The 19,110-nt window shown below is 69.6% G+C and carries 23 protein-coding genes; 6 read left to right on the forward strand and 17 right to left on the reverse strand.

Annotated features, from left to right (window positions below):
• Positions 1 to 46: 46 nt before the first annotated feature.
• The 11 genes from rpsQ to rpsJ are packed head-to-tail and all read right to left on the reverse strand — an operon-like array spanning position 47 to position 5,299.
• The gene (gene rpsQ, locus J7W19_RS13860; RefSeq protein WP_004950457.1) at positions 47 to 328 is read right to left on the reverse strand and encodes a 30S ribosomal protein S17; all 282 of its coding nucleotides are present in this window, start codon (positions 326 to 328) and stop codon (positions 47 to 49) included.
• Positions 328 to 552 carry a 50S ribosomal protein L29 gene (rpmC, locus tag J7W19_RS13865; protein ID WP_004950453.1) on the reverse strand — a complete coding sequence of 75 codons (225 nt, stop codon included), beginning with the start codon at positions 550 to 552 and terminating at the stop codon, positions 328 to 330. Before rpmC ends, rpsQ begins: the two co-directional genes overlap by 1 nt.
• Complete coding sequence (gene rplP, locus J7W19_RS13870) at positions 552 to 971, reverse strand: 50S ribosomal protein L16 (protein WP_004950450.1); 420 nt, start codon at positions 969 to 971, stop codon at positions 552 to 554. The genes rpmC and rplP overlap by 1 nt, the downstream gene beginning before the upstream one ends.
• Before the next feature lie 5 nt (positions 972 to 976).
• Positions 977 to 1,795: a 30S ribosomal protein S3 gene (gene rpsC, locus J7W19_RS13875; RefSeq protein WP_004950446.1), complete on the reverse strand. Its 819-nt coding sequence runs from the start codon at positions 1,793 to 1,795 to the stop codon at positions 977 to 979.
• Positions 1,795 to 2,142 carry a 50S ribosomal protein L22 gene (gene rplV, locus J7W19_RS13880; protein ID WP_004950444.1) on the reverse strand — a complete coding sequence of 116 codons (348 nt, stop codon included), beginning with the start codon at positions 2,140 to 2,142 and terminating at the stop codon, positions 1,795 to 1,797. Before rplV ends, rpsC begins: the two co-directional genes overlap by 1 nt.
• A gap of 43 nt (positions 2,143 to 2,185) precedes the next feature.
• Complete coding sequence (gene rpsS / locus J7W19_RS13885) at positions 2,186 to 2,467, reverse strand: 30S ribosomal protein S19 (RefSeq protein WP_004950443.1); 282 nt, start codon at positions 2,465 to 2,467, stop codon at positions 2,186 to 2,188.
• Positions 2,468 to 2,479: 12 nt separating this feature from the next.
• The gene (rplB, locus tag J7W19_RS13890) at positions 2,480 to 3,316 is read right to left on the reverse strand and encodes a 50S ribosomal protein L2 (protein ID WP_004950440.1); all 837 of its coding nucleotides are present in this window, start codon (positions 3,314 to 3,316) and stop codon (positions 2,480 to 2,482) included.
• A gap of 40 nt (positions 3,317 to 3,356) precedes the next feature.
• Complete coding sequence (rplW, locus tag J7W19_RS13895; protein WP_004950438.1) at positions 3,357 to 3,680, reverse strand: 50S ribosomal protein L23; 324 nt, start codon at positions 3,678 to 3,680, stop codon at positions 3,357 to 3,359.
• Positions 3,680 to 4,324 (reverse strand): 50S ribosomal protein L4, encoded by a 645-nt coding sequence (rplD, locus tag J7W19_RS13900; RefSeq protein WP_004950435.1) that lies wholly within the window; start codon positions 4,322 to 4,324, stop codon positions 3,680 to 3,682. Before rplD ends, rplW begins: the two co-directional genes overlap by 1 nt.
• A gap of 8 nt (positions 4,325 to 4,332) precedes the next feature.
• On the reverse strand, positions 4,333 to 4,977 hold the full coding sequence (gene rplC / locus J7W19_RS13905; protein WP_004950432.1) for a 50S ribosomal protein L3: 645 nt from the start codon (positions 4,975 to 4,977) through the stop codon (positions 4,333 to 4,335).
• A 13-nt stretch (positions 4,978 to 4,990) separates the two neighbouring features.
• The gene (rpsJ, locus tag J7W19_RS13910) at positions 4,991 to 5,299 is read right to left on the reverse strand and encodes a 30S ribosomal protein S10 (RefSeq protein ID WP_003948644.1); all 309 of its coding nucleotides are present in this window, start codon (positions 5,297 to 5,299) and stop codon (positions 4,991 to 4,993) included.
• A 684-nt stretch (positions 5,300 to 5,983) separates the two neighbouring features.
• On the opposite strand from rpsJ, the gene J7W19_RS33485 reads away from it, so the two are divergent.
• Both J7W19_RS33485 and J7W19_RS13920 read left to right on the forward strand, forming a co-directional pair.
• Positions 5,984 to 8,074, forward strand: a complete 2,091-nt coding sequence (locus J7W19_RS33485; RefSeq protein ID WP_004950429.1) for a PIG-L family deacetylase — start codon at positions 5,984 to 5,986, stop codon at positions 8,072 to 8,074.
• Positions 8,075 to 8,352: 278 nt separating this feature from the next.
• On the forward strand, positions 8,353 to 11,019 hold the full coding sequence (locus J7W19_RS13920; protein ID WP_004950426.1) for an AAA family ATPase: 2,667 nt from the start codon (positions 8,353 to 8,355) through the stop codon (positions 11,017 to 11,019).
• A gap of 93 nt (positions 11,020 to 11,112) precedes the next feature.
• Here J7W19_RS13920 and tuf read toward each other — a convergent pair whose 3' ends face one another.
• The 4 genes from tuf to rpsL form a co-directional block, all read right to left on the reverse strand.
• Positions 11,113 to 12,306 carry an elongation factor Tu gene (gene tuf, locus J7W19_RS13925; protein ID WP_004950423.1) on the reverse strand — a complete coding sequence of 398 codons (1,194 nt, stop codon included), beginning with the start codon at positions 12,304 to 12,306 and terminating at the stop codon, positions 11,113 to 11,115.
• 197 nt (positions 12,307 to 12,503) lie between these two features.
• The gene (fusA, locus tag J7W19_RS13930) at positions 12,504 to 14,624 is read right to left on the reverse strand and encodes an elongation factor G (protein ID WP_004950420.1); all 2,121 of its coding nucleotides are present in this window, start codon (positions 14,622 to 14,624) and stop codon (positions 12,504 to 12,506) included.
• 39 nt (positions 14,625 to 14,663) lie between these two features.
• Complete coding sequence (rpsG, locus tag J7W19_RS13935; RefSeq protein ID WP_004950419.1) at positions 14,664 to 15,134, reverse strand: 30S ribosomal protein S7; 471 nt, start codon at positions 15,132 to 15,134, stop codon at positions 14,664 to 14,666.
• Between the two features lie 2 nt (positions 15,135 to 15,136).
• Positions 15,137 to 15,508: a 30S ribosomal protein S12 gene (rpsL, locus tag J7W19_RS13940; RefSeq protein ID WP_003948652.1), complete on the reverse strand. Its 372-nt coding sequence runs from the start codon at positions 15,506 to 15,508 to the stop codon at positions 15,137 to 15,139.
• A 593-nt stretch (positions 15,509 to 16,101) separates the two neighbouring features.
• On the opposite strand from rpsL, the gene J7W19_RS13945 reads away from it, so the two are divergent.
• Positions 16,102 to 16,779 (forward strand): hypothetical protein, encoded by a 678-nt coding sequence (locus J7W19_RS13945; protein ID WP_004950417.1) that lies wholly within the window; start codon positions 16,102 to 16,104, stop codon positions 16,777 to 16,779.
• On the opposite strand, the gene J7W19_RS13950 is transcribed toward J7W19_RS13945, so the two are convergent.
• Complete coding sequence (locus J7W19_RS13950) at positions 16,760 to 16,972, reverse strand: DUF397 domain-containing protein (RefSeq protein ID WP_004950415.1); 213 nt, start codon at positions 16,970 to 16,972, stop codon at positions 16,760 to 16,762. The genes J7W19_RS13945 and J7W19_RS13950 overlap by 20 nt on opposite strands.
• Positions 16,965 to 17,804 (reverse strand): helix-turn-helix domain-containing protein, encoded by an 840-nt coding sequence (locus J7W19_RS13955; protein ID WP_004950412.1) that lies wholly within the window; start codon positions 17,802 to 17,804, stop codon positions 16,965 to 16,967. Before J7W19_RS13955 ends, J7W19_RS13950 begins: the two co-directional genes overlap by 8 nt.
• A gap of 117 nt (positions 17,805 to 17,921) precedes the next feature.
• On the opposite strand from J7W19_RS13955, the gene J7W19_RS13960 reads away from it, so the two are divergent.
• Genes J7W19_RS13960 through J7W19_RS13970 form a run of 3 tightly spaced genes read left to right on the forward strand, consistent with a single transcriptional unit; the run spans position 17,922 to position 18,996 of the window.
• Complete coding sequence (locus J7W19_RS13960; RefSeq protein WP_004950411.1) at positions 17,922 to 18,116, forward strand: hypothetical protein; 195 nt, start codon at positions 17,922 to 17,924, stop codon at positions 18,114 to 18,116.
• Positions 18,113 to 18,412: a DUF6255 family natural product biosynthesis protein gene (locus J7W19_RS13965; RefSeq protein WP_004950410.1), complete on the forward strand. Its 300-nt coding sequence runs from the start codon at positions 18,113 to 18,115 to the stop codon at positions 18,410 to 18,412. The genes J7W19_RS13960 and J7W19_RS13965 overlap by 4 nt, the downstream gene beginning before the upstream one ends.
• Positions 18,409 to 18,996, forward strand: coding sequence for a methyltransferase domain-containing protein (locus J7W19_RS13970; RefSeq protein WP_004950408.1), 588 nt, complete (start codon positions 18,409 to 18,411; stop codon positions 18,994 to 18,996). Before J7W19_RS13965 ends, J7W19_RS13970 begins: the two co-directional genes overlap by 4 nt.
• The last annotated feature ends 114 nt before the right edge of the window (positions 18,997 to 19,110 follow it).

Below are 19,110 nucleotides of genomic sequence, written 5' to 3' on the forward strand. Positions count from 1 at the left end.
CGCCGAGCCTGGCGGAACTTACCTGGGGGCTAATGCCCTCAGGTGATTACTTGGCCTTCTCGAGGATCTCGACGACGCGCCAGCGCTTCGTCGCGGACAGCGGCCGGGTCTCCATCAGGAGGACGCGGTCGCCGACACCCGCGGCGTTCTGCTCGTCGTGCGCCTTGAGCTTGTTGGTACGGCGGATGACCTTGCCGTACAGCGCGTGCTTGACGCGGTCCTCGACAGCGACGACGACGGTCTTGTCCATCTTGTCGCTGACGACGAGGCCCTCACGGGTCTTGCGGAAGCCGCGCTCGTTCGTCTCAGTCATGTTCTTCTCGCTCATCAGGCGCTCTCCACCGTCTCGATGCCGAGCTCGCGCTCCCGCATCAGGGTGTAGATCCGGGCGATGTCCTTGCGGACGGCCTTCAGCCGGCCGTGGTTCTCAAGCTGTCCGGTCGCCGCCTGGAAGCGGAGGTTGAACAGCTCTTCCTTGGCCTCACGGAGCTTGGCAACGAGGTCCTCGTTGTTCAGCTCACGCAGCTCGGTCGCCTTGGTACCGGCAGCCATCACGACTCACCTGCCTCGCGCCGAACAATGCGGCACTTCATCGGAAGCTTGTGGGCGGCGCGGGTCAGCGCCTCACGAGCAACCTTTTCGTTCGGGAAGGACAGCTCGAACATCACCCGACCGGGCTTGACGTTCGCGACCCACCACTCCGGGGAACCCTTACCGGAACCCATGCGGGTCTCGGCGGGCTTCTTCGTGAGCGGACGGTCCGGGTAGATGTTGATCCACACCTTGCCGCCACGCTTGATGTGACGGGTCATGGCGATACGAGCGGACTCGATCTGCCGGTTCGTCACGTAGGCCGGGGTCAGGGCCTGGATGCCGTACTCACCGAACGCCAGCTCGGTGCCACCCTTGGCCATGCCGTTCCGCTTGGGGTGGTGCTGCTTGCGGTGCTTGACCCTGCGAGGGATCAGCATGTCGGTCAGGCCTCCGTTCCGGTGGACTCAGCCGGAGCAGCGGTGGCCTCGGCCTTGGGGGCCTCGGCAGCCTGCTGCGGCTTGCGGCCGCGGCCGCCACGCTCGCCGCCGCGGCCACCACGGGCCGGACGGTCGCCGGCGCCACGGGACGGGCGGTTGCCCGCACGGGCGGCGGCGTTCTCGGCGCGGACCTCGGCGATGTTCTTGACGTCGCCCTTGTAGATCCAGACCTTCACGCCGATGCGGCCGAAGGTGGTCTTGGCCTCGAAGAAGCCGTAGTCGACGTTGGCGCGGAGCGTGTGCAGGGGCACACGGCCCTCGCGGTAGAACTCCGAGCGGGACATCTCGGCGCCGCCGAGACGGCCACCGCACTGGATCTTGATGCCCTTGGCGCCGGCCTTCATCGTCGACTGCATGCTCTTGCGCATGGCGCGACGGAAGGAGACGCGGGAGGACAGCTGCTCGGCGACGGCCTGCGCGACCAGCTGAGCGTCGACCTCGGGGTTCTTGACCTCGAGGATGTTCAGCTGGACCTGCTTGCCGGTGAGCTTCTCCAGCTCGCCGCGGATGCGGTCGGCCTCGGCGCCGCGGCGGCCGATGACGATGCCCGGACGAGCGGTGTGGATGTCGACGCGGACGCGGTCGCGGGTGCGCTCGATCTCCACCTTGGAGATACCGGCGCGCTCCATGCCCTTCGTCATCATGCGACGAATGGCGACGTCTTCCTTGACGTAGTCCTTGTACAGCTTGTCGGCGTACCAGCGGGACTTGAAGTCCGTGGTCACACCGAGCCGGAACCCGTGCGGGTTAACCTTCTGGCCCATTACCGGGTTCCTTCCTTGCTGCTGACGACCACGGTGATGTGGCTGGTCCGCTTGCGGATCCGGTAGGCGCGGCCCTGGGCGCGCGGACGGAACCGCTTCAGGGTCGGGCCCTCGTCGACGTAGGCCTCGGAGATGTAGAGGCTGTCGACGTCAGAGTGGTCGTAGTTGTGCGCGGCGTTGGCAATGGCGCTGTCCAGCACCTTGCCGACCGGCACGCTCGCGGCCTGCGGGGCGAAACGCAGGACCGCCTGAGCCTCCGTGGCGTCCATGCCACGGATGAGGTCCACCACGCGGCGGGCCTTCATGGGCGTGACGCGGATGTACCGCGCCTGGGCCCTGGCTTCCATGGTTGTCCCTTCGGTGTCAGTCATAGTCGTTCACACCCCGCGATTAGCGGCGCTTCGACTTCCGGTCGTCCTTGACGTGGCCGCGGAAGGTGCGGGTCGGCGAGAACTCGCCGAGCTTGTGGCCGACCATCGACTCGGTGACGAACACCGGGACGTGGGTCTTGCCGTTGTGCACCGCCAGCGTGTGGCCGAGCATGGCCGGCACGATCATGGAGCGGCGGGACCAGGTCTTGATGACGTTCTTGGTACCGGCTTCGTTCTGGGCGTCCACCTTCTTGATGAGGTGGCCGTCGACGAAGGGTCCCTTCTTGAGACTACGCGGCATCTAAACCCGCTCCTAGCGCTTCTTGTTCGTCTTGCGGCGGCGGACGATGTACTTGTTGCTCGCCTTCTTGGGAGAACGAGTACGACCCTCCTTCTGACCCCACGGGGAGACCGGGTGGCGACCACCGGAGGTCTTGCCCTCACCACCACCGTGCGGGTGGTCGACCGGGTTCATCGCGACACCGCGGACGGTCGGGCGGACGCCCTTCCAGCGCATGCGGCCGGCCTTGCCCCAGTTGATGTTCGACTGCTCGGCGTTGCCGACCTCGCCGACGGTGGCGCGGCAGCGGACGTCGACCAGGCGGATCTCACCGGACGGCATACGAAGGTGGGCCATGGTGCCCTCCTTCGCCAGCAGCTGCACGGAGGAACCGGCGGAGCGGGCGATCTTCGCACCGCCACCGGGACGCAGCTCGATGGCGTGGATCGTCGTACCGACCGGGATGTTGCGCAGCGGCAGGTTGTTGCCCGGCTTGATGTCGGCCCCGGGGCCGTTCTCAATACGGTCGCCCTGGCCGAGGCCGCGCGGCGCGATGATGTAGCGCTTCTCGCCGTCCACGTAGTGGAGCAGCGCGATGCGCGCGGTGCGGTTGGGGTCGTACTCGATGTGAGCGACCTTGGCCGGCACGCCGTCCTTGTCGTGACGACGGAAGTCGATCACACGGTAGGCGCGCTTGTGGCCACCGCCCTGGTGGCGGACGGTCACACGACCGGCGTTGTTACGGCCGCCCTTGCTGTGCAGCGGGCGGACCAGCGACTTCTCCGGCGTGGACCGCGTGATCTCGACAAAGTCGGCGACGCTGGAGCCACGACGGCCCGGAGTCGTCGGCTTGTACTTGCGGATACCCATTTTTCAGTCCTCGTCCGATATCGGACGACTCGGAACTCCGTTAGGAGACCGGGCCGCCGAAGATGTCGATACGGTCGCCCTCGGCGAGGGTCACGATGGCGCGCTTGGTGTTGGCGCGCTTGCCGAAACCGGTGCGGGTGCGCTTGCGCTTGCCCTGGCGGTTGATCGTGTTGACCCCGGTGACCTTGACCGAGAAGACCGCCTCGACGGCCTGCTTGATCTGGGTCTTGTTGGCGCGCGGGTCGACGATGAACGTGTACTTGTTCTCGTCCAGCAGCGCGTAGCTCTTCTCGGAGACGACCGGCTTGACCAGGAGGTCACGCGGGTCCGAGAACGTCTTGCTGGTGACGACGGCCTCAGTCATCAGGCTTCGCTCCCTTCAGCGGCCTTGGGGCCAGACACGAAGGACTCGAAAGCGGCCTGGGTGAAGACCACGTCGTCGGAGACGAGCACGTCGTACGTGTTCAGCTGGCCCGGCTCCAGGATGTGCACCTGGGGCAGGTTGCGGGCGGACAGCCACGCGGCCTCGTCGGACCGGTCGGCGACCAGGAGCACGTTCTTGCGCTCGGAGATCTTGCCGAACAGGTTCTTGGCGGCCTTGGTGGACACCGCGCCGTCGACCACGCCGGAGACGACGTGGATGCGGCTGTGGCGGGCCCGGTCGGTGAGGGCACCGCGCAGGGCGGCGGCCTTCATCTTCTTCGGGGTCCGCTGCGAGTAGTCACGCGGCACGGGACCGTGCACGACGCCACCACCGGCGAACTGCGGCGCGCGGGTCGAACCCTGACGGGCGCGACCGGTGCCCTTCTGGCGGTACGGCTTCTTGCCACCGCCGCGGACCTCGCCACGGGTCTTGGTCTTGTGCGTGCCCTGACGGGCAGCGGCCAGCTGCGCGACGACGACCTGGTGGATCAGCGGAACGCTGACCTTCGCGTCGAAGATCTCCGCGGGGAGCTCGACGGTCCCGGCCTTGTCGCCTGCCGGCGAAAGGATGTCAATGGTGCTCATCGGTTACCTCAGGCCCCCTTGGCCGCGGTACGGACCAGGACGAGGCCGCCGTTCGGACCAGGAACCGCGCCCTTGATGAGGAGCAGGCCCTTCTCCGCGTCAACGGCGTGGACGGTCAGGTTCTGGGTGGTGACCCGCTCGTTGCCCATGCGGCCCGCCATGCGGAGGCCCTTGAACACACGGCCCGGGGTGGCGCAGCCACCGATCGAACCGGGGGAGCGGTGCTTGCGCTGGGTGCCGTGCCCGGCGCCGAGGCCACGGAAGTTGTGGCGCTTCATGACACCGGCGAAGCCCTTGCCCTTGCTCTTGCCCGTGACGTCGACCTTGACGCCGGCCTCGAACACGTCCGCGGTGATCTCCTGGCCGAGGGTGTACTCGGCGGCGTCGGAGGTGCGGATCTCCACCAGGTGGCGGCGGGGGGTCACGTCGGCCTTGGCGAAGTGGCCCTTGAGGGGCTTGTTCACCTTGCGCGGGTCGATCTCGCCGAAGGCGATCTGGACCGACTCGTAGCCGTCGGCGTCGTTGGTGCGGACCTGCGTGACAACGCAGGGGCCGGCCTTGACAACGGTGACCGGGACGACACGGTTGTTCTCGTCCCAGACCTGCGTCATGCCGAGCTTCTCGCCCAGGACGCCCTTGATCTGCTTAGCCATCTCGCGCGTCACCTCAGAGCTTGATCTCGATGTCGACGCCCGCCGGCAGGTCGAGGCGCATGAGCGAGTCAACCGTCTTCGGCGTGGGGTCGAGGATGTCGATGAGGCGCTTGTGCGTGCGCATCTCGAAGTGCTCGCGCGAGTCCTTGTACTTGTGCGGCGACTTGATGACGCAGTACACGTTCTTCTCAGTGGGCAGCGGCACCGGGCCCGCGACCGACGCACCAGTGCGGGTCACCGTCTCGACGATCTTCTTCGCCGAGGAGTCGATGACCTCGTGGTCGTAGGCCTTGAGCCGGATGCGGATCTTCTGTCCCGCCATGGCTACTTCGTAGTCCTGTCTCTCGTAACGCTCTGGGACTCGGCCGGGCTGCGCGCTCCTCGCGGAACATCGCGGTCCGTCCCACTCACGCTCCGACCCACGCGGTCGGGCGTGTCGCGCCCCTTCCAGCAGATCTCCCATAAGGGAGATCCCTGCTCAAGGGGTTCGTGGGGGAAGGACACCCACCGAGTGCCTGGCTGGCACCCCGCTGACACTTCCCGGAAGATTCCCGTACTTCCACCTCTGAGAAGAGGTGACGAGTACTGCGGGACTCGCTTCCAGTCCTCCCGGCGGGAGGCGCGCAGCATCGGCACTCAACCGAGCAACCTGAACAGTGTGCCATACGGGACGGAAGCCGCGCCAATCGCAGCCGATGAACGTACCCCGACCGGCGCAGATGTCAAACCGCCCTGCCGAGTTTATGCGGACATTCGGTGCGGAACGGTCAATGTTCACCATGGCGCGGTGGCGCGAAGGTGTCATGCGCGCCACAGTGACCGAAAACCGCCAGGTCTCGCGAAGGGGAAATCAGGCTTTGTAGCAAGTTGGGCAACCCGCCGGGCCTCTTCCCCGTCCCTTTTCACACTGGGGGGCGCTGGACAATGAAGCGGAGTCAGGTAGTTGAACATCTCACAGCGCAGAACCGTTCCGTTCCAGAACGCGCGTCCGGTCGGACGTCGGTCTGTGCTCGCCGGGATCGCGGCCGTCACGGCCGCCGTGGCGACGGGATGCAGCGACAGCGGTTCCGAGAAGTCCGCCCCCTCCGCCTCCCCCGTCCGCGCGGTGGACCCGCACACCACCCAGTCCTTCGGTGACGCGCGCGGGCCGCTGCTGCTCCAGGTGCTGGCCCACCCGGACGACGACCTGTTCTTCATGAACCCGGACGCGCTGCACATGGTCCGCGCCGGCGTCCCGGTCGTCTCCGTCTACGTCACGGCCGGCGAGGCCATAGGACAGAACTGGGTGGAGGGCATGCCGCGCAAGGAGCGGCAGCACCACGACAAGGCCGCCTACTCCTCCGCCCGCCACCAGGGCCTGCGCCAGGCGTACGCGCGGATGCTGGGCAAGCACCCGTTCACCCCCTGGCAGAAGTCCGTGCTGAGCCTGCCGGGCGGGGTGAAGGCCGAGACCAACGAGCTCGTCGCCGGGGACCGCCGGGCCCGGCTGGTCTTCCTCAACGTCGCCATGCTCTCCGAGCACAGCGTCCGGCTGCCGCAGCTCTGGGACCAGCCGGGGGCGGAGGCGAAGTCCCTGGTCGCCAAGGGGTCGCCGTGCACCGAGGTGAGCACCTACCGGCACAGCACGCTGGTGGACGCCCTGGCAACGATCATGGATCGTTTCCGGCCGACCGTGGTCCACACCATGGACCCCGACCCCGACTACCAGGTCCACGACGCCACGCACCCCAAGGACAACGACTACGGCGCGTGCTCGGACCACCGCGACCACACCCCGACCGCCCTCTTCACCTGGAAGGCGCTCTCCCAGTGGTCGGCGGACACGACCCGCCGCGAGAAGCACCCGCCACGCTTCGTGACGACCTCCTACCGCGGGTACTACAACCAGCGCTGGCCGCACAACCTCCCGCACGAGATCGTCGCGCAGAAGCACGAGCTGGTGGAGGCGTACGGCGGCGCTCCCGACTGGCACTGCGGCAACGACGGCGGCTGCGGCGACTACGGCCAGGGCGGCGACCGCCCGCTGAAGAACCGCAAGGGCTGGATCCGCTCCACCCACTACCGCCACCCCGGCGCCACGCCGACCGTGGACAGCGACCGCTCCGGCCGCCTGGAGGCGTACGGGGTGCTCGGCCTGCACGCCGTGCGCTGGCGCGAGACCTCGGCGGGCAGCGGCCGCTGGGGCGCCCCGGAGAACCTCGGCGGCGGCCCCCTGGCCCCCGCGCTGACCACGGTCAAGGACGCCGACGGCCGCCGCCTGGTCTTCGCGCTGCGCTTCTCCGCCCTGGAGGGCGAGGGCCGCGCCGACACCCGCGAGATCGTCGTCCTGGCCCAGCGGACCCCGGACGGCCCGTTCACCGGCTGGACCGGCCTCGGCAACCCCGAGCACAGCGCCGACCGGGGCCGCCGGGTGGGTGTCCCCGTGGCGGTCACCGACCCCGACGGGCGCGTCCACCTGTTCGTCCGCAACGCGGGCAAGGGCGTCTCCACCCGGGTCCGCGAGCGCGACGGCAAGTGGGGCAAGTGGCGCAACCTCGGCGGCCAGGACGTGCAGGAGGGCCTGACCGTCGCGCTGGACGGGGACCGCCGGATCCACGTCCTGGGCGTCGGCCGCGACACCGTGCACCACTGGAGCCAGGACGGCCCCGGCAAGCCGATGCGCTTCCTCCCCCTGGACGGCCTCCCGAAGCCGGCGGGCGACCCGGTGGCGGCCCACCCGGGCGACGACGGAAAGCTCGTGGTCGTCTACCGCCAGCCGGCCCAGTCGCGTCCGCAGGCGTTCCGCCTCACCGGCGACGCGGGGACGGAGGAGCTCAAGGACTCCGCCGTCCGCGACCTCGTCGGCTACGGCCCGCTCACGGCCCGCGCCCTGCCGCAACGCGGCCACCGCGACGCGCTGATGGTCCTGGGCAAGGACCTGGAGGGCCGCGCCCAGGTCCTCGACGCCGCCTCCGACGACGCCCACCCGACGGTCGCCGACCGCCAACCGGTCCCGGTGGCCACCCCGGCCCTCCACACGGACGGCGCCCACCGCCTCTGCGTGGTGGGCCTCGCCCCGGACGCGACCCCCTGGATCTGGCGCCCGGACCTCGGCTGACCACCACTCACCGCGCCCCCGCTCAGCCCGTCCGGCGTTTGAGGACAACCGCGCGCAGCGCGGTTGCGGGGGGCGCGGGGGCCGACCCCCGCAAGAAACGGTGAAAGGGCGGGACCGGGGCAACAAACCGCGCGCAGCACGGAAGCGGGGGCCCGCGGGGGCGCGGCCCAAGCAGGAAACGGCGAAAGGGCGGGACCGGGGCACACCCCCACCCGCCTTGCTATCGTGCTGCCCCCGCCGTACCGGAGGCCGCCTCACCCGGGGGAAGGGCGCACCCAATGCTCGTCGACCGCGAAGCCGAACTGGCCACCCTCTCCGCGGCCCTGGCGGAAAGCGCCCGCGGCACCGGCGCCTTCGCGGTCGTCCACGGCGCGACGGCCCTGGGCAAGACGGAACTGCTGCACGCCCTCCGGACCCGTGCCACGGAACACGGCTTCACGGTCCGCACCGCCCTCGGCAGCCCCACCGAACAGCCCTTCCCCTACGCCCTGGTGGACCAGTTGGTCCCCGAACTGGCCCTCCTGGCAACGGAGTCGGACCAGGACGAAGCCCAACACACCGTGCCCCCGCACGTCCTTCGCCGCATCTACCACGCAACCCTCGCCCTCGCCGCGGACCGCCCCCTCCTCCTCTGCGTGGACGACCTGCACTACGCGGACCACGCCTCCCAGCAGTGCCTCCTCTACCTCGTCCGCAGACTGCGCACGACCCGGGCCGCCCTGGTCGTCACCGAGGCCCCGCACGGCACGGCCCACCGCACTCTGCTGGCCGAACTCCAGTACCAGCCCCGAACGCGGCACCTGTTCCTCAGCCCTCTCACCCCCCGCGGGATCACCCGCCTCCTCGCCCACCACCTCGGCGAGCCCGCCGCGGCCCGCCCGACCGCGGAATTCCACCGCCTGACCGGCGGCAACCCGCTCCTCCTGCGCGCCCTGCTGGACGACGCCGCCGCCACGGCGGGGACCGTCCCCCGGCCCGGCGCGGCGTACCGGAGCGCGGTGCTGGCCTGCGCCCACCGCAGCGGCGCCGAGGCCCTGGCCGTGGCCCGCGCAACGGCCGTCCTCGGCACCACCGACACCGCGAGCGCCCCGCACCCCGACGCCCCGCGCGCCACCGGGACCGTGCCTCCCACGAGCCCCGACAGTCCGGACACCGCCCTCCTCGCGGCCACCGCGGCCCTCGCCCCCCGCGTCGTCCCCCAAGCCCTGGCCGCCCTCACCGCCTCGGCCCTGCACGACGACCACCACCGCCCCCGGCACCCCGCCGTGGCCGAGGCCCTGCTCGCCGACCCCGACCTCTCCTCCGCCGCCCACACGGCCCTGCGCGCCCGCGCGGCCCGCGCGCTGCACGCCCAGGGCGCACCCGCCGTCGCGGTCGCCGCGCAACTGATGGCGGGCGCCCCGCTGGGCGAGAGCTGGGAGGCGCCGGCGCTCCGCGCGGCGGCCGAGGAGCACCTGGCGGCCGGCGACACCACCCTCGCCGCCCGCTACCTGCGCTGCGCGGTGTTCCGCGCGGACGACTCGCCCCAGGGGCTGGCGGACCGGCTGGCCACCGTGGCCGTCGCCTGGCGGCTCGACCCGCCGGGCGTCATCACCCAGCTCAGGGCGCTCGCCGGGCACGCCCGTACCGGCCTGCTGCCGCCCCGCGCGATCCTGCACCTCGTCCAGGCCCTGCTGTGGCACGGCCGCGAGGAGGACGCGATCACGGCCGCCGGGACGCTGCCGGACGAGGACGCGGACCCCCGGTACGCCACCGAGCTGGCCGTCACCCGGCTCCGCCTGACCCACACCTATCCCGGCACCCTCCCCTGGATGCCGGCCGTCCTCCGCCGGCCCTCCCCCGCACCCGAGCCCACCGACCCGCCGGAACCCGTGGAGGTCGCGGCGGCGCGTACCCTCCACACCGCGCTGACCGGCGGTGACCCCGACGCCGTCGCCACGGCCGCGGAACGCGTGCTGCGCACCCCCGGCATCGTCGATCACCGCCCGGACGCCGTGGTCGTCGCCATACAGGCGCTGGTGTACATCGACCGCCTCGACGCCGCGGACGCCTGGTCGGACCGGTTCCTCGCCCCCCGCCCGGGGTTCCCGACGCCCACCCCCGTCCGGGAGGCCCTACTGCACCAGACCAGGTCGTTCGTCCTCCTGCGCCGGGGCGAGCCGGCCGCGGCGTGCGAGCACGGCGCCCATGCCCTGGACCTGATGCCCGAGGCGGGCTGGGGCACGGCCCTCGCCTTCCCCCTGGCCGTCCTCGCGGAGGCGCACACCGCCCTGGGCGAGCACGACAGGGCCGCCGAACTGCTGGACCGGCCGCTCCCCGAGGCGACCCACCGGACGATCTTCACCGTCCCCCACCAGCACGCCCGCGGCCTCCACCACCTCGCCCTGGACCGCCCGCGCGACGCGCTCGCCTGCTTCGTCTCCTGCGGCGAGACGCTGCGTTCCTGGGGCCTCGACACCCCGGCGCTGGCGCCCTGGCGGACCGGTGCCGCCGAGGCGTGGCTGGCCCTGGGCCGGCCGGAGCGGGCCGTCCGGCTGCTGGACGACCGGCAGGCCGCCCCCGTCCACCGCCGTCCCCGCGCCCGCGCCGGCGCGCTGCGCGTCCTGGCCGCCACCGAGCCGCCCGAGCGCCGCGCGGCGACGCTCACCCGCGCCCTGGAGCTCTACCGCGCCTGCGGCGACCGGTACGGGATCAGCCGCACCCTCGCCGACCTCGACACCGCGGCGGAGCGGCACCGCACGCCCGCCCCGGCGCCCGGCGTCGTCCTCACGACCGCCGAGCGCCGGGTGGCCGTCCTGGCGGCACAGGGCCTGTCCAACCGCGAGGTGGCGGCCGAGCTGTCGATCGCGGTGAGCACGGTCGAGCAGCACCTCACCCGCGTCTACCGCAAGTACCGCATCAGGCACCGGCGCGAGCTGCGCACCCGGCTGGCCGCCGGCACCTGAGGTCCCCCGGACACAAAAGCGAGCGGGCCCGCACATCCGAAGATGTGCGGGCCCGCTCGGACCTGCAAGGTTCAGACCCGCAAGTAAGAGGACTTACTTGGTGATCTTGGTGACCTGGCCGGCGCCGACGGTACGGCCGCCCTCACGGATGGTGAAGCGCAGGCCCTCCTCCATGGCGACGGGCTGGATCAGCTGGACGGACATCTCGGCGTTGTCGCCGGGCATGACCATCTCCGTGCCCTCCTTGAGGGTCACGACACCGGTCACGTCAGTCGTACGGAAGTAGAACTGCGGACGGTAGTTGTTGAAGAACGGGGTGTGACGGCCACCCTCGTCCTTCGACAGGATGTAGGCCGTGGCCTCGAACTCGGTGTGCGGGGTGACCGAACCCGGCTTGATGATGCACTGGCCGCGCTCGACGTCCTCGCGCTTGATGCCACGGAGGAGCAGACCGACGTTCTCACCGGCCTGGCCCTCGTCGAGCAGCTTGCGGAACATCTCGATACCGGTGACCGTGGTGGTGGTCTTCTCGGTCTTGATGCCGATGATGTCGACGGTCTCGTTGACCTTCAGGACACCGCGCTCGATACGGCCGGTGACGACGGTGCCACGACCGGTGATCGTGAAGACGTCCTCGATCGGCATCAGGAACGGCTTGTCGACGTCACGCTCGGGCTGCGGGATGTTCTCGTCGACGGCGTTCATGAGGTTCATGACCGACTGGCCCCACTCGGCGTCGCCCTCGAGCGCCTTCAGCGCCGAGACCTTGACGACCGGAGCGTCGTCGCCCGGGAACTCGTACTCGTTGAGGAGCTCACGGACCTCGAGCTCGACGAGCTCCAGGATCTCCTCGTCGTCCACCATGTCGGCCTTGTTCAGGGCGACGACGATGTACGGAACGCCGGACTGGCGGGCCAGGAGCACGTGCTCCTTGGTCTGCGGCATCGGACCGTCGGTCGCGGCGACCACGAGGATCGCGCCGTCCATCTGGGCGGCACCGGTGATCATGTTCTTGATGTAGTCCGCGTGACCCGGGCAGTCGACGTGGGCGTAGTGACGCGACTCGGTCTGGTACTCGACGTGCGCGATGGAGATGGTGATACCGCGCTGCCGCTCCTCAGGCGCCTTGTCGATCTGGTCGAACGGCGTGAAGGGGTTCAGCTCCGGGTGCGCGTCGTGCAGCACCTTGGTGATCGCCGCGGTAAGGGTCGTCTTACCGTGGTCGACGTGACCGATGGTGCCGATGTTGACGTGCGGCTTAGTCCGCTCGAACTTCGCCTTCGCCACTGGGGTCCTCCTGGGAGTGGTTCTGTACGCCTGCTACACGGCGCCAGGGATCTTTGCTGGGGTGCCGTCCGGCGGGGCACCCGCCGCGTGCCGGGAGGTGGCCGGTAGGACCGGGTTCCTCACGATTCGCGGCGGTATGCCCCGACGGTCGGTGTCAAGCCTAAGGCGTCAGCCCCGTCTGTGGAGACGGGAGCCGGTTACTCGCCCTTGGCCTTCGCGATGATCTCCTCGGCGACGTTCCGGGGAACCTCGGCGTAGGAGTCGAACTGCATCGAGTAGCTTGCGCGACCCGACGTCTTGCTGCGGAGGTCTCCGACGTAGCCGAACATCTCCGACAGCGGAACCAGGCCCTTGACGAGCTTGGCGCCGTGACGGTCCTCCATGGCCTGGATCTGGCCACGGCGGGAGTTGATGTCGCCGATCACATCGCCCATGTAGTCCTCGGGGGTGGTGACCTCGACGGACATCATCGGCTCGAGCAGAGCCGGCGACGCCTTGCGGGCACCCTCCTTGAACGCCATGGAACCGGCGATCTTGAAGGCGAGCTCGGACGAGTCGACGTCGTGGTAGGCACCGTCGAGCAGCGTCACCTTGACGCCGGTCAGCGGGTAGCCGGCCAGCACGCCGAACTCCATGGCCTCCTGGCAACCCGCGTCCACGGACGGGATGTACTCCCGCGGGATGCGGCCACCGGTGACCTTGTTCTCGAACTCGTAGCCGTCGCCCTCAAGAGGCTCGATCGCGATCTGGACCTTCGCGAACTGACCGGAACCACCGGTCTGCTTCTTGTGGGTGTAGTCGATGCGCTCGACGGCCTTGCGGATCGTCTCGCGGTACGCGACCTGCGGCTTGCCGACGTTGGCCTCGACCTTGAACTCACGCTTCATACGGTCGACCAGCACGTCGAGGTGCAGCTCGCCCATACCCGCGATGATGGTCTGGCCCGTCTCCTCGTCCGTGTGGACCTGGAAGGAGGGGTCCTCCTCGGCCAGGCGCTGGATGGCGACACCCAGCTTCTCCTGGTCGCCCTTGGACTTGGGCTCGATCGCGACCTGGATGACCGGCGCCGGGAAGTCCATGGACTCCAGGATCACCGGGTTCGCGGCGTCGCAGAGGGTCTCACCGGTGGTGGTCTGCTTCAGACCCATGACGGCGACGATGTCACCGGCACCCACCGACTCGATCTCCTCACGCTTGTTCGCGTGCATCCGGTAGATCTTGCCGATGCGCTCCTTCTTGCCCTTGACGGAGTTCTGCACCTGGGTGCCCGCCGTCATACGGCCCGAGTAGACCCGGACGAAGGTGAGCTTGCCGAGGTGCGGGTCGCTCATGATCTTGAAGGCAAGACCGGAGAACGGCTCGTCGTCGGAGGGCTTGCGCTTGACGACCTCGTCGGGGTCGCTGACCGAGTGGCCCTCGATGGCCTCGATGTCGAGCGGCGACGGCAGGTAGCGGACGACGGCGTCGAGCAGGGGCTGAACGCCCTTGTTCTTGAACGCGGTACCGCAGAACACCGGGGTGACGGTGGTGCTGCCACCCTTGCCGGAGTTGATGGTGATGCGGCGGATGGCCGCGTACAGCTGCTCCTCGGTGGGCTCGGTGCCCTCCAGGAACAGCTCCATCATCTCCTCGTCGTTCTCGGCCACGGCCTCGAGGAGCTTGCCGCGCCACTCGTCGGCGGCCTCCACGTGGGTGTCCGGGATGTCGACGACGTCGTACATCTCGCCCTTGGCGGCTTCGGCGGACCAGACCAGGGCCTTCATGCGGACCAGGTCGATGACGCCCTTGAAGTCGGCCTCGGCACCGATCGGGAGCTGCATGACGATCGGGGTCGCGCCGAGGCGGTCCACGATCATGTCGACGCAGCGGTGGAACTCGGCACCGGTCCGGTCGAGCTTGTTGACGAAGCAGATGCGCGGCACGCCGTAACGGTCGGCCTGACGCCACACCGTCTCGGACTGCGGCTCGACACCGGCCACACCGTCGAACACCGTCACGGCACCGTCGAGCACGCGCAGCGAGCGCTCCACCTCGACGGTGAAGTCGACGTGGCCCGGGGTGTCGATGATGTTGATCGTGTGATCGACGTTCTCGAGCGGCCAGTGGCAGGTCGTCGCGGCGGACGTGATGGTGATGCCGCGCTCCTGCTCCTGCTCCATCCAGTCCATCGTGGCAGCGCCGTCGTGGACCTCACCGATCTTGTACGAGACACCGGTGTAGAACAGGATCCGCTCGGTGGTGGTCGTCTTGCCCGCGTCGATGTGGGCCATGATCCCGATGTTGCGGACCTTGGCCAGGTCAAGCGAAGTGGTGGCCATATGGCTCAGTCTTCTCTCGGTTCTCGATGGGGGTAGCGACTACCAGCGGTAGTGCGCGAAGGCCTTGTTGGACTCGGCCATCTTGTGCGTGTCCTCACGCTTCTTGACCGAGGCGCCGAGACCGTTCGAAGCGTCCAGCAGCTCGTTCATGAGGCGCTCGGTCATGGTCTTCTCGCGACGGGCGCGGGAGTAACCGACCAGCCAGCGCAGCGCCAGGGTGGAGGCGCGGCCCGGACGGACCTCGACCGGCACCTGGTAGGTCGCGCCACCGACACGGCGGGACTTGACCTCGAGGGCGGGCTTGACGTTCTCAAGCGCGCGCTTCAGCGTGATGACCGGGTCGTTGCCGGTCTTCTCGCGGAGACCCTCCATGGCGCCGTACACGATGCGCTCGGCGGTGGAGCGCTTGCCGTGCAGCAGGATCTTGTTGATCAGGGACGTGACCAGAGGAGAGCCGTAGACCGGGTCGATGATGACCGGGCGCTTCGGGGCGGGGCCCTTACGAGGCATTCTTACTTCTCCTTCTTGGCGCCGTAGCGGCTGCGAGCCTGCTTGCGGTTCTTGACGCCCTGGGTGTCGAGCGAGCCACGGATGATCTTGTAGCGAACGCCCGGCAGGTCCTTCACACGGCCGCCGCGCACGAGCACGATGGAGTGCTCCTGCAGGTTGTGGCCCTCACCCGGAATGTAAGCGGTGACCTCGATGCCGCTGGTCAGACGCACACGCGCGACCTTACGCAGGGCCGAGTTCGGCTTCTTCGGGGTGGTCGTGAAAACACGCGTGCAGACGCCACGACGCTGGGGCGAACCCTCGAGTGCGGGCGTCTTGTTCTTCTCGACCTTGTCCTGCCGGCCCTTTCGGACCAGCTGCTGGATCGTAGGCACCGTTTCTCCGGTTTCTGTGTGCCGATCACGATAAAACTAACCTGGGACTACCCCCCGACCCACGCGGTCGGGTGTGTCGAAGGCTGCATACCCCCGCCGACGGCGGTTCGGCGCAGATTTCGGTGTCTTTGAACCGTTCGGGACCACGGAGGACCGTCAGGACCCGGCCTCTTGCGCGGTTTGAAGGCACGCACAAGAGCCCAGGGACACCCCAGGCACAAGGTCAGAGCGTACCTACCGCATGGGCTGCGGTCAAAACAAATGCACACGCGGAGGACGTACCGATGTGCGGCGTATGTCCAGTATGAACGAGCGTTCGGCACCGCCGAGGGCCGGAGGCCGGGGGGAACCGAGCAGAGGGACCGGCTCCGCCCGGACGCCCTCGCGCCACGCCGACCACGCCCGCCCATCGCCGCCACGCGAGCGCAGGCCCCGTCCACACCTCCGCTCGCTCCCACAGCTGCCGCGGCGGAACGCCAAACGTATGTGTGATTGCCCATAACCTGACCCGAGACGACGGCGCCCTCGCGGACGGCCCGTCGCGGGGAGCGTCCGGACGGCGGAGGGGCCCATCGAGGTGGGGGGAGCCTGACATGTGGGGACGGAAGCGACGGCCGGCGGACGCGGAGCGGCGCCTCGCCGCCGCGATGGAGGCGGCGGCGGAGGCCCACCGACGTCTGGAGGCACCGGCCGACCGCGTCGACGGCCTCTACCGCGCGATCCAGGGGGCCTGCGGCCACGGGGACGGCATGCCCAGGAGTTCCACGCGGGAGGCGCTCGCGGACGTTCCGGAGACGCTGGAGAGCTGTCGGCACCTGCTCGCCTCGTACGCGGAGATCCGCGGCGAGTGGACGCACGCGGAGGTCCCCGACCCGGACGCCATCGACCGCGCCGCCCACCTCTTCGCCTCCTGGGCCGAACAGACCGACGAAGCCGCGGCCCACTTGGAGGAGCTGCTCGCCGCCCTGACAGAGGTCCGGGCGAACCTGGACGAACTCCGGATCGCCCTCCCGCCCGTCCGCGCCCGCGCCCACGCGGCCGTGACGGCGGCCCGCGACGACCTCCTCTGGGCGAGGAGCCCGGTCCCCGGACGGTTCGCCCTGGAGGCCCGACTCAACGCCCTCGGCGACCGGTTGCGGGAGTTGGACGCGGGCCGCGTCGAACTTGTCGAGGACGGGGACGACGTCACCGAGTGGTACCGCGAGGTGGAGACGGGCGCGGCGGAGGTGCGTGACGCGTTGTCGCGACCGCTCAGCTTCGGAGATCGGTGAGGAAGGCGGCCCAGGCGGGGGCGGGTATGAGGAGGGTGGGGCCGTGGGGGCGTTTGGAGTCGCGGACGGGGACAACAAGACCGTTGTTGCCAACGGCGACTTCGAGGCAGTTGTTGCCGCCACTGTTGTCGCCCGACCCGCTGTGACTGCTCTTCCGCCAAGCCACGGAGCTTAGATCCAGTGCTCTACTCATGTCCGTACTCCTCTGCAACCGACGTGATCAGCGACAAGGACTCGGCTGGGGACAACGCGACGGCCGTAGCGAAATCGTAGGAGCGTTCGCACTCCTCCACTACGGACGGATCGTCCAGGAGGTTTCCGCTCAGGTGCCCTTCGCTGTACGCCACCGGTGGTACGTCCTCGAACGCCATGAGCGTGAGCGCGCCGTCCAGCAAGGGAGCACCCGCGTCAAACGGCAATACCTGCAACCCGATGTGGCGCCGACGCACCAATGCGGCAATGTGCGAAAGCTGCTCATGCATCGCGGCAGCACCCCCTACCTTGCGACGGATGACGCTCTCATCGAGGAGAGCCCACAACAAGGGCTTTGTTGGATCACGGAGGATGCGAGCCCGCGCCAAACGGTTCGTGACCCGAGACTCGATGTCCTCTTCGCTCGCGAAAGGGTGGCCCCCAAGGAAGACGGCGCGCGCATAGGCGGCCGTCTGCAACAGGCCAGGCACGAAGATCGGGGCGTACTCTCTGATGCTGGTAGCCAGCCCTTGGAGGTAGGCCACCTCCCTGAAGCAGTCGGCGTACGACGGGTTGTCGATGAGCTCTTCACACATCCGCGCAAACAGCCCGTCGGTCCCCAACACCGCGTCGAGCCGCACAGCGATCTCCAGTTGAGGCTTGCGAAGCGCCTTCTCGAACTGACCGATGTACGAGCCCGAGCAAATGACCCTTCTGCCCAGTTCGTCCTGCGACAGCTTCGCGGCCTCGCGCCGACGCTTCAGTTCCCTGCCGAAGAAGCGCCAGCCGAACTTCGGCTGGCAGTACCGCGACTCACCGTCGGCCTTGGCCATAGCTTAACTCCGTTTCCGTACAGCGCAGTTGTGTGGACGCAACCCCTTTCCGAGGCTATCGACGGGCCCCCAAGCTGGGCGCCACATCGGTTCGGCACAACTCGAAGGGAACCCTCCATGACGTACCGCGAAGGCGCCTACGTGGTGGACACGCGGAGCGCGAAGCTCGCACAGGTCATGGCGCGGGCGGGCGACAGCGTCTACGTCAGACCGCCCGGCGGCGGCCGGGAGTGGGAGGCGCCGGCGGAGGCGCTGCGCCTGGCGACGCGGGACGAGCAGGCCGCGGCGGGGCTGGCGAGGAGGACGCGATGAGCGCGGGAAGCGCGAGGGGCGTCCGGACGACGACGGGCCGGCTCGTACGGAACTGCGCGCACCGCGAGGGCTGGTCCGCGGCCCCGGACGGAGTCCGCCGCTGCGTCTCGTGCGGCGTGGAGCGGTACGGCGCGTACGGCCCCCTGCGGCTGCCGAAGGAGCGGAACCCGCTGACCGCGAAGACGGGCACCGAGCGCGCGGCCGCGGCGGCGACGGCGATCGCGGCGCTGGGAACCCGCTTCCTGGAGGAGCGCGCCCGCCTCCTCCGGCACCGCCGAGTGGCGGTGGCCGCATGAGCGTCGTCACGAGCTCCGTCTCGTACGCGGACGTGTCGGCCGTCCGTCCCGGCGCGACACTCGTCGCGCCCTGGCGGACGCCGTTCAGCGAACAGCACGCGCTCGTCACCCTGACCGTCGCGCCGGACGGCAAGAGCGCGGAGGGCCGCTTCTCCCTCCCGGGGCGAGGCCCGGAACCACTCCGGGCGGAACCCCCGCCGACCGTGGACGTCACCACGCTCGGGGACATCTCCTCGACCCGTCTCACGGAGGCGGAGTTCTCCACAGCGACGTTCGCCCTGGGCATCAAGCTGCGGGGCGTGCGCCAACAGGCGGACGCCAGACGCCGCTACGGCAGAGCGATCTGGCTCCGGGGACTCGACGGCGACCCGTCCTGGGCCTGCGCCCTCTTCCGGGCCGAGCCGGACCTGACGACGCTCGTCTGGCAGGGCGGCCCGCGCCGCCTCTGGGACGAGGCGGAGGCGGCATACGGCTGGTGGGTGGCGCAGGGCGCACCCTCCCCCGCCCGCTTCGGACTGACGGTGGACGACGCGGGCGGCCGGCTCTGGCTGGACGAGCCGGGGAACGTCATCAGGGAGCTGTAGCGCGCGGCGCCGTCGGGCTGTGCCCGTAGTTCAGCCTGTCCGGCGTTTGAGGACAGCGCGCGCAGCGCGCTTCGGGGGTGCGGGGGCGGAGCCCCACGCAAGAAACGGTGAAAG

The sequence above is a fragment of the Streptomyces mobaraensis NBRC 13819 = DSM 40847 genome, from assembly GCF_017916255.1.
Classification (GTDB): domain Bacteria; phylum Actinomycetota; class Actinomycetes; order Streptomycetales; family Streptomycetaceae; genus Streptomyces; species Streptomyces mobaraensis.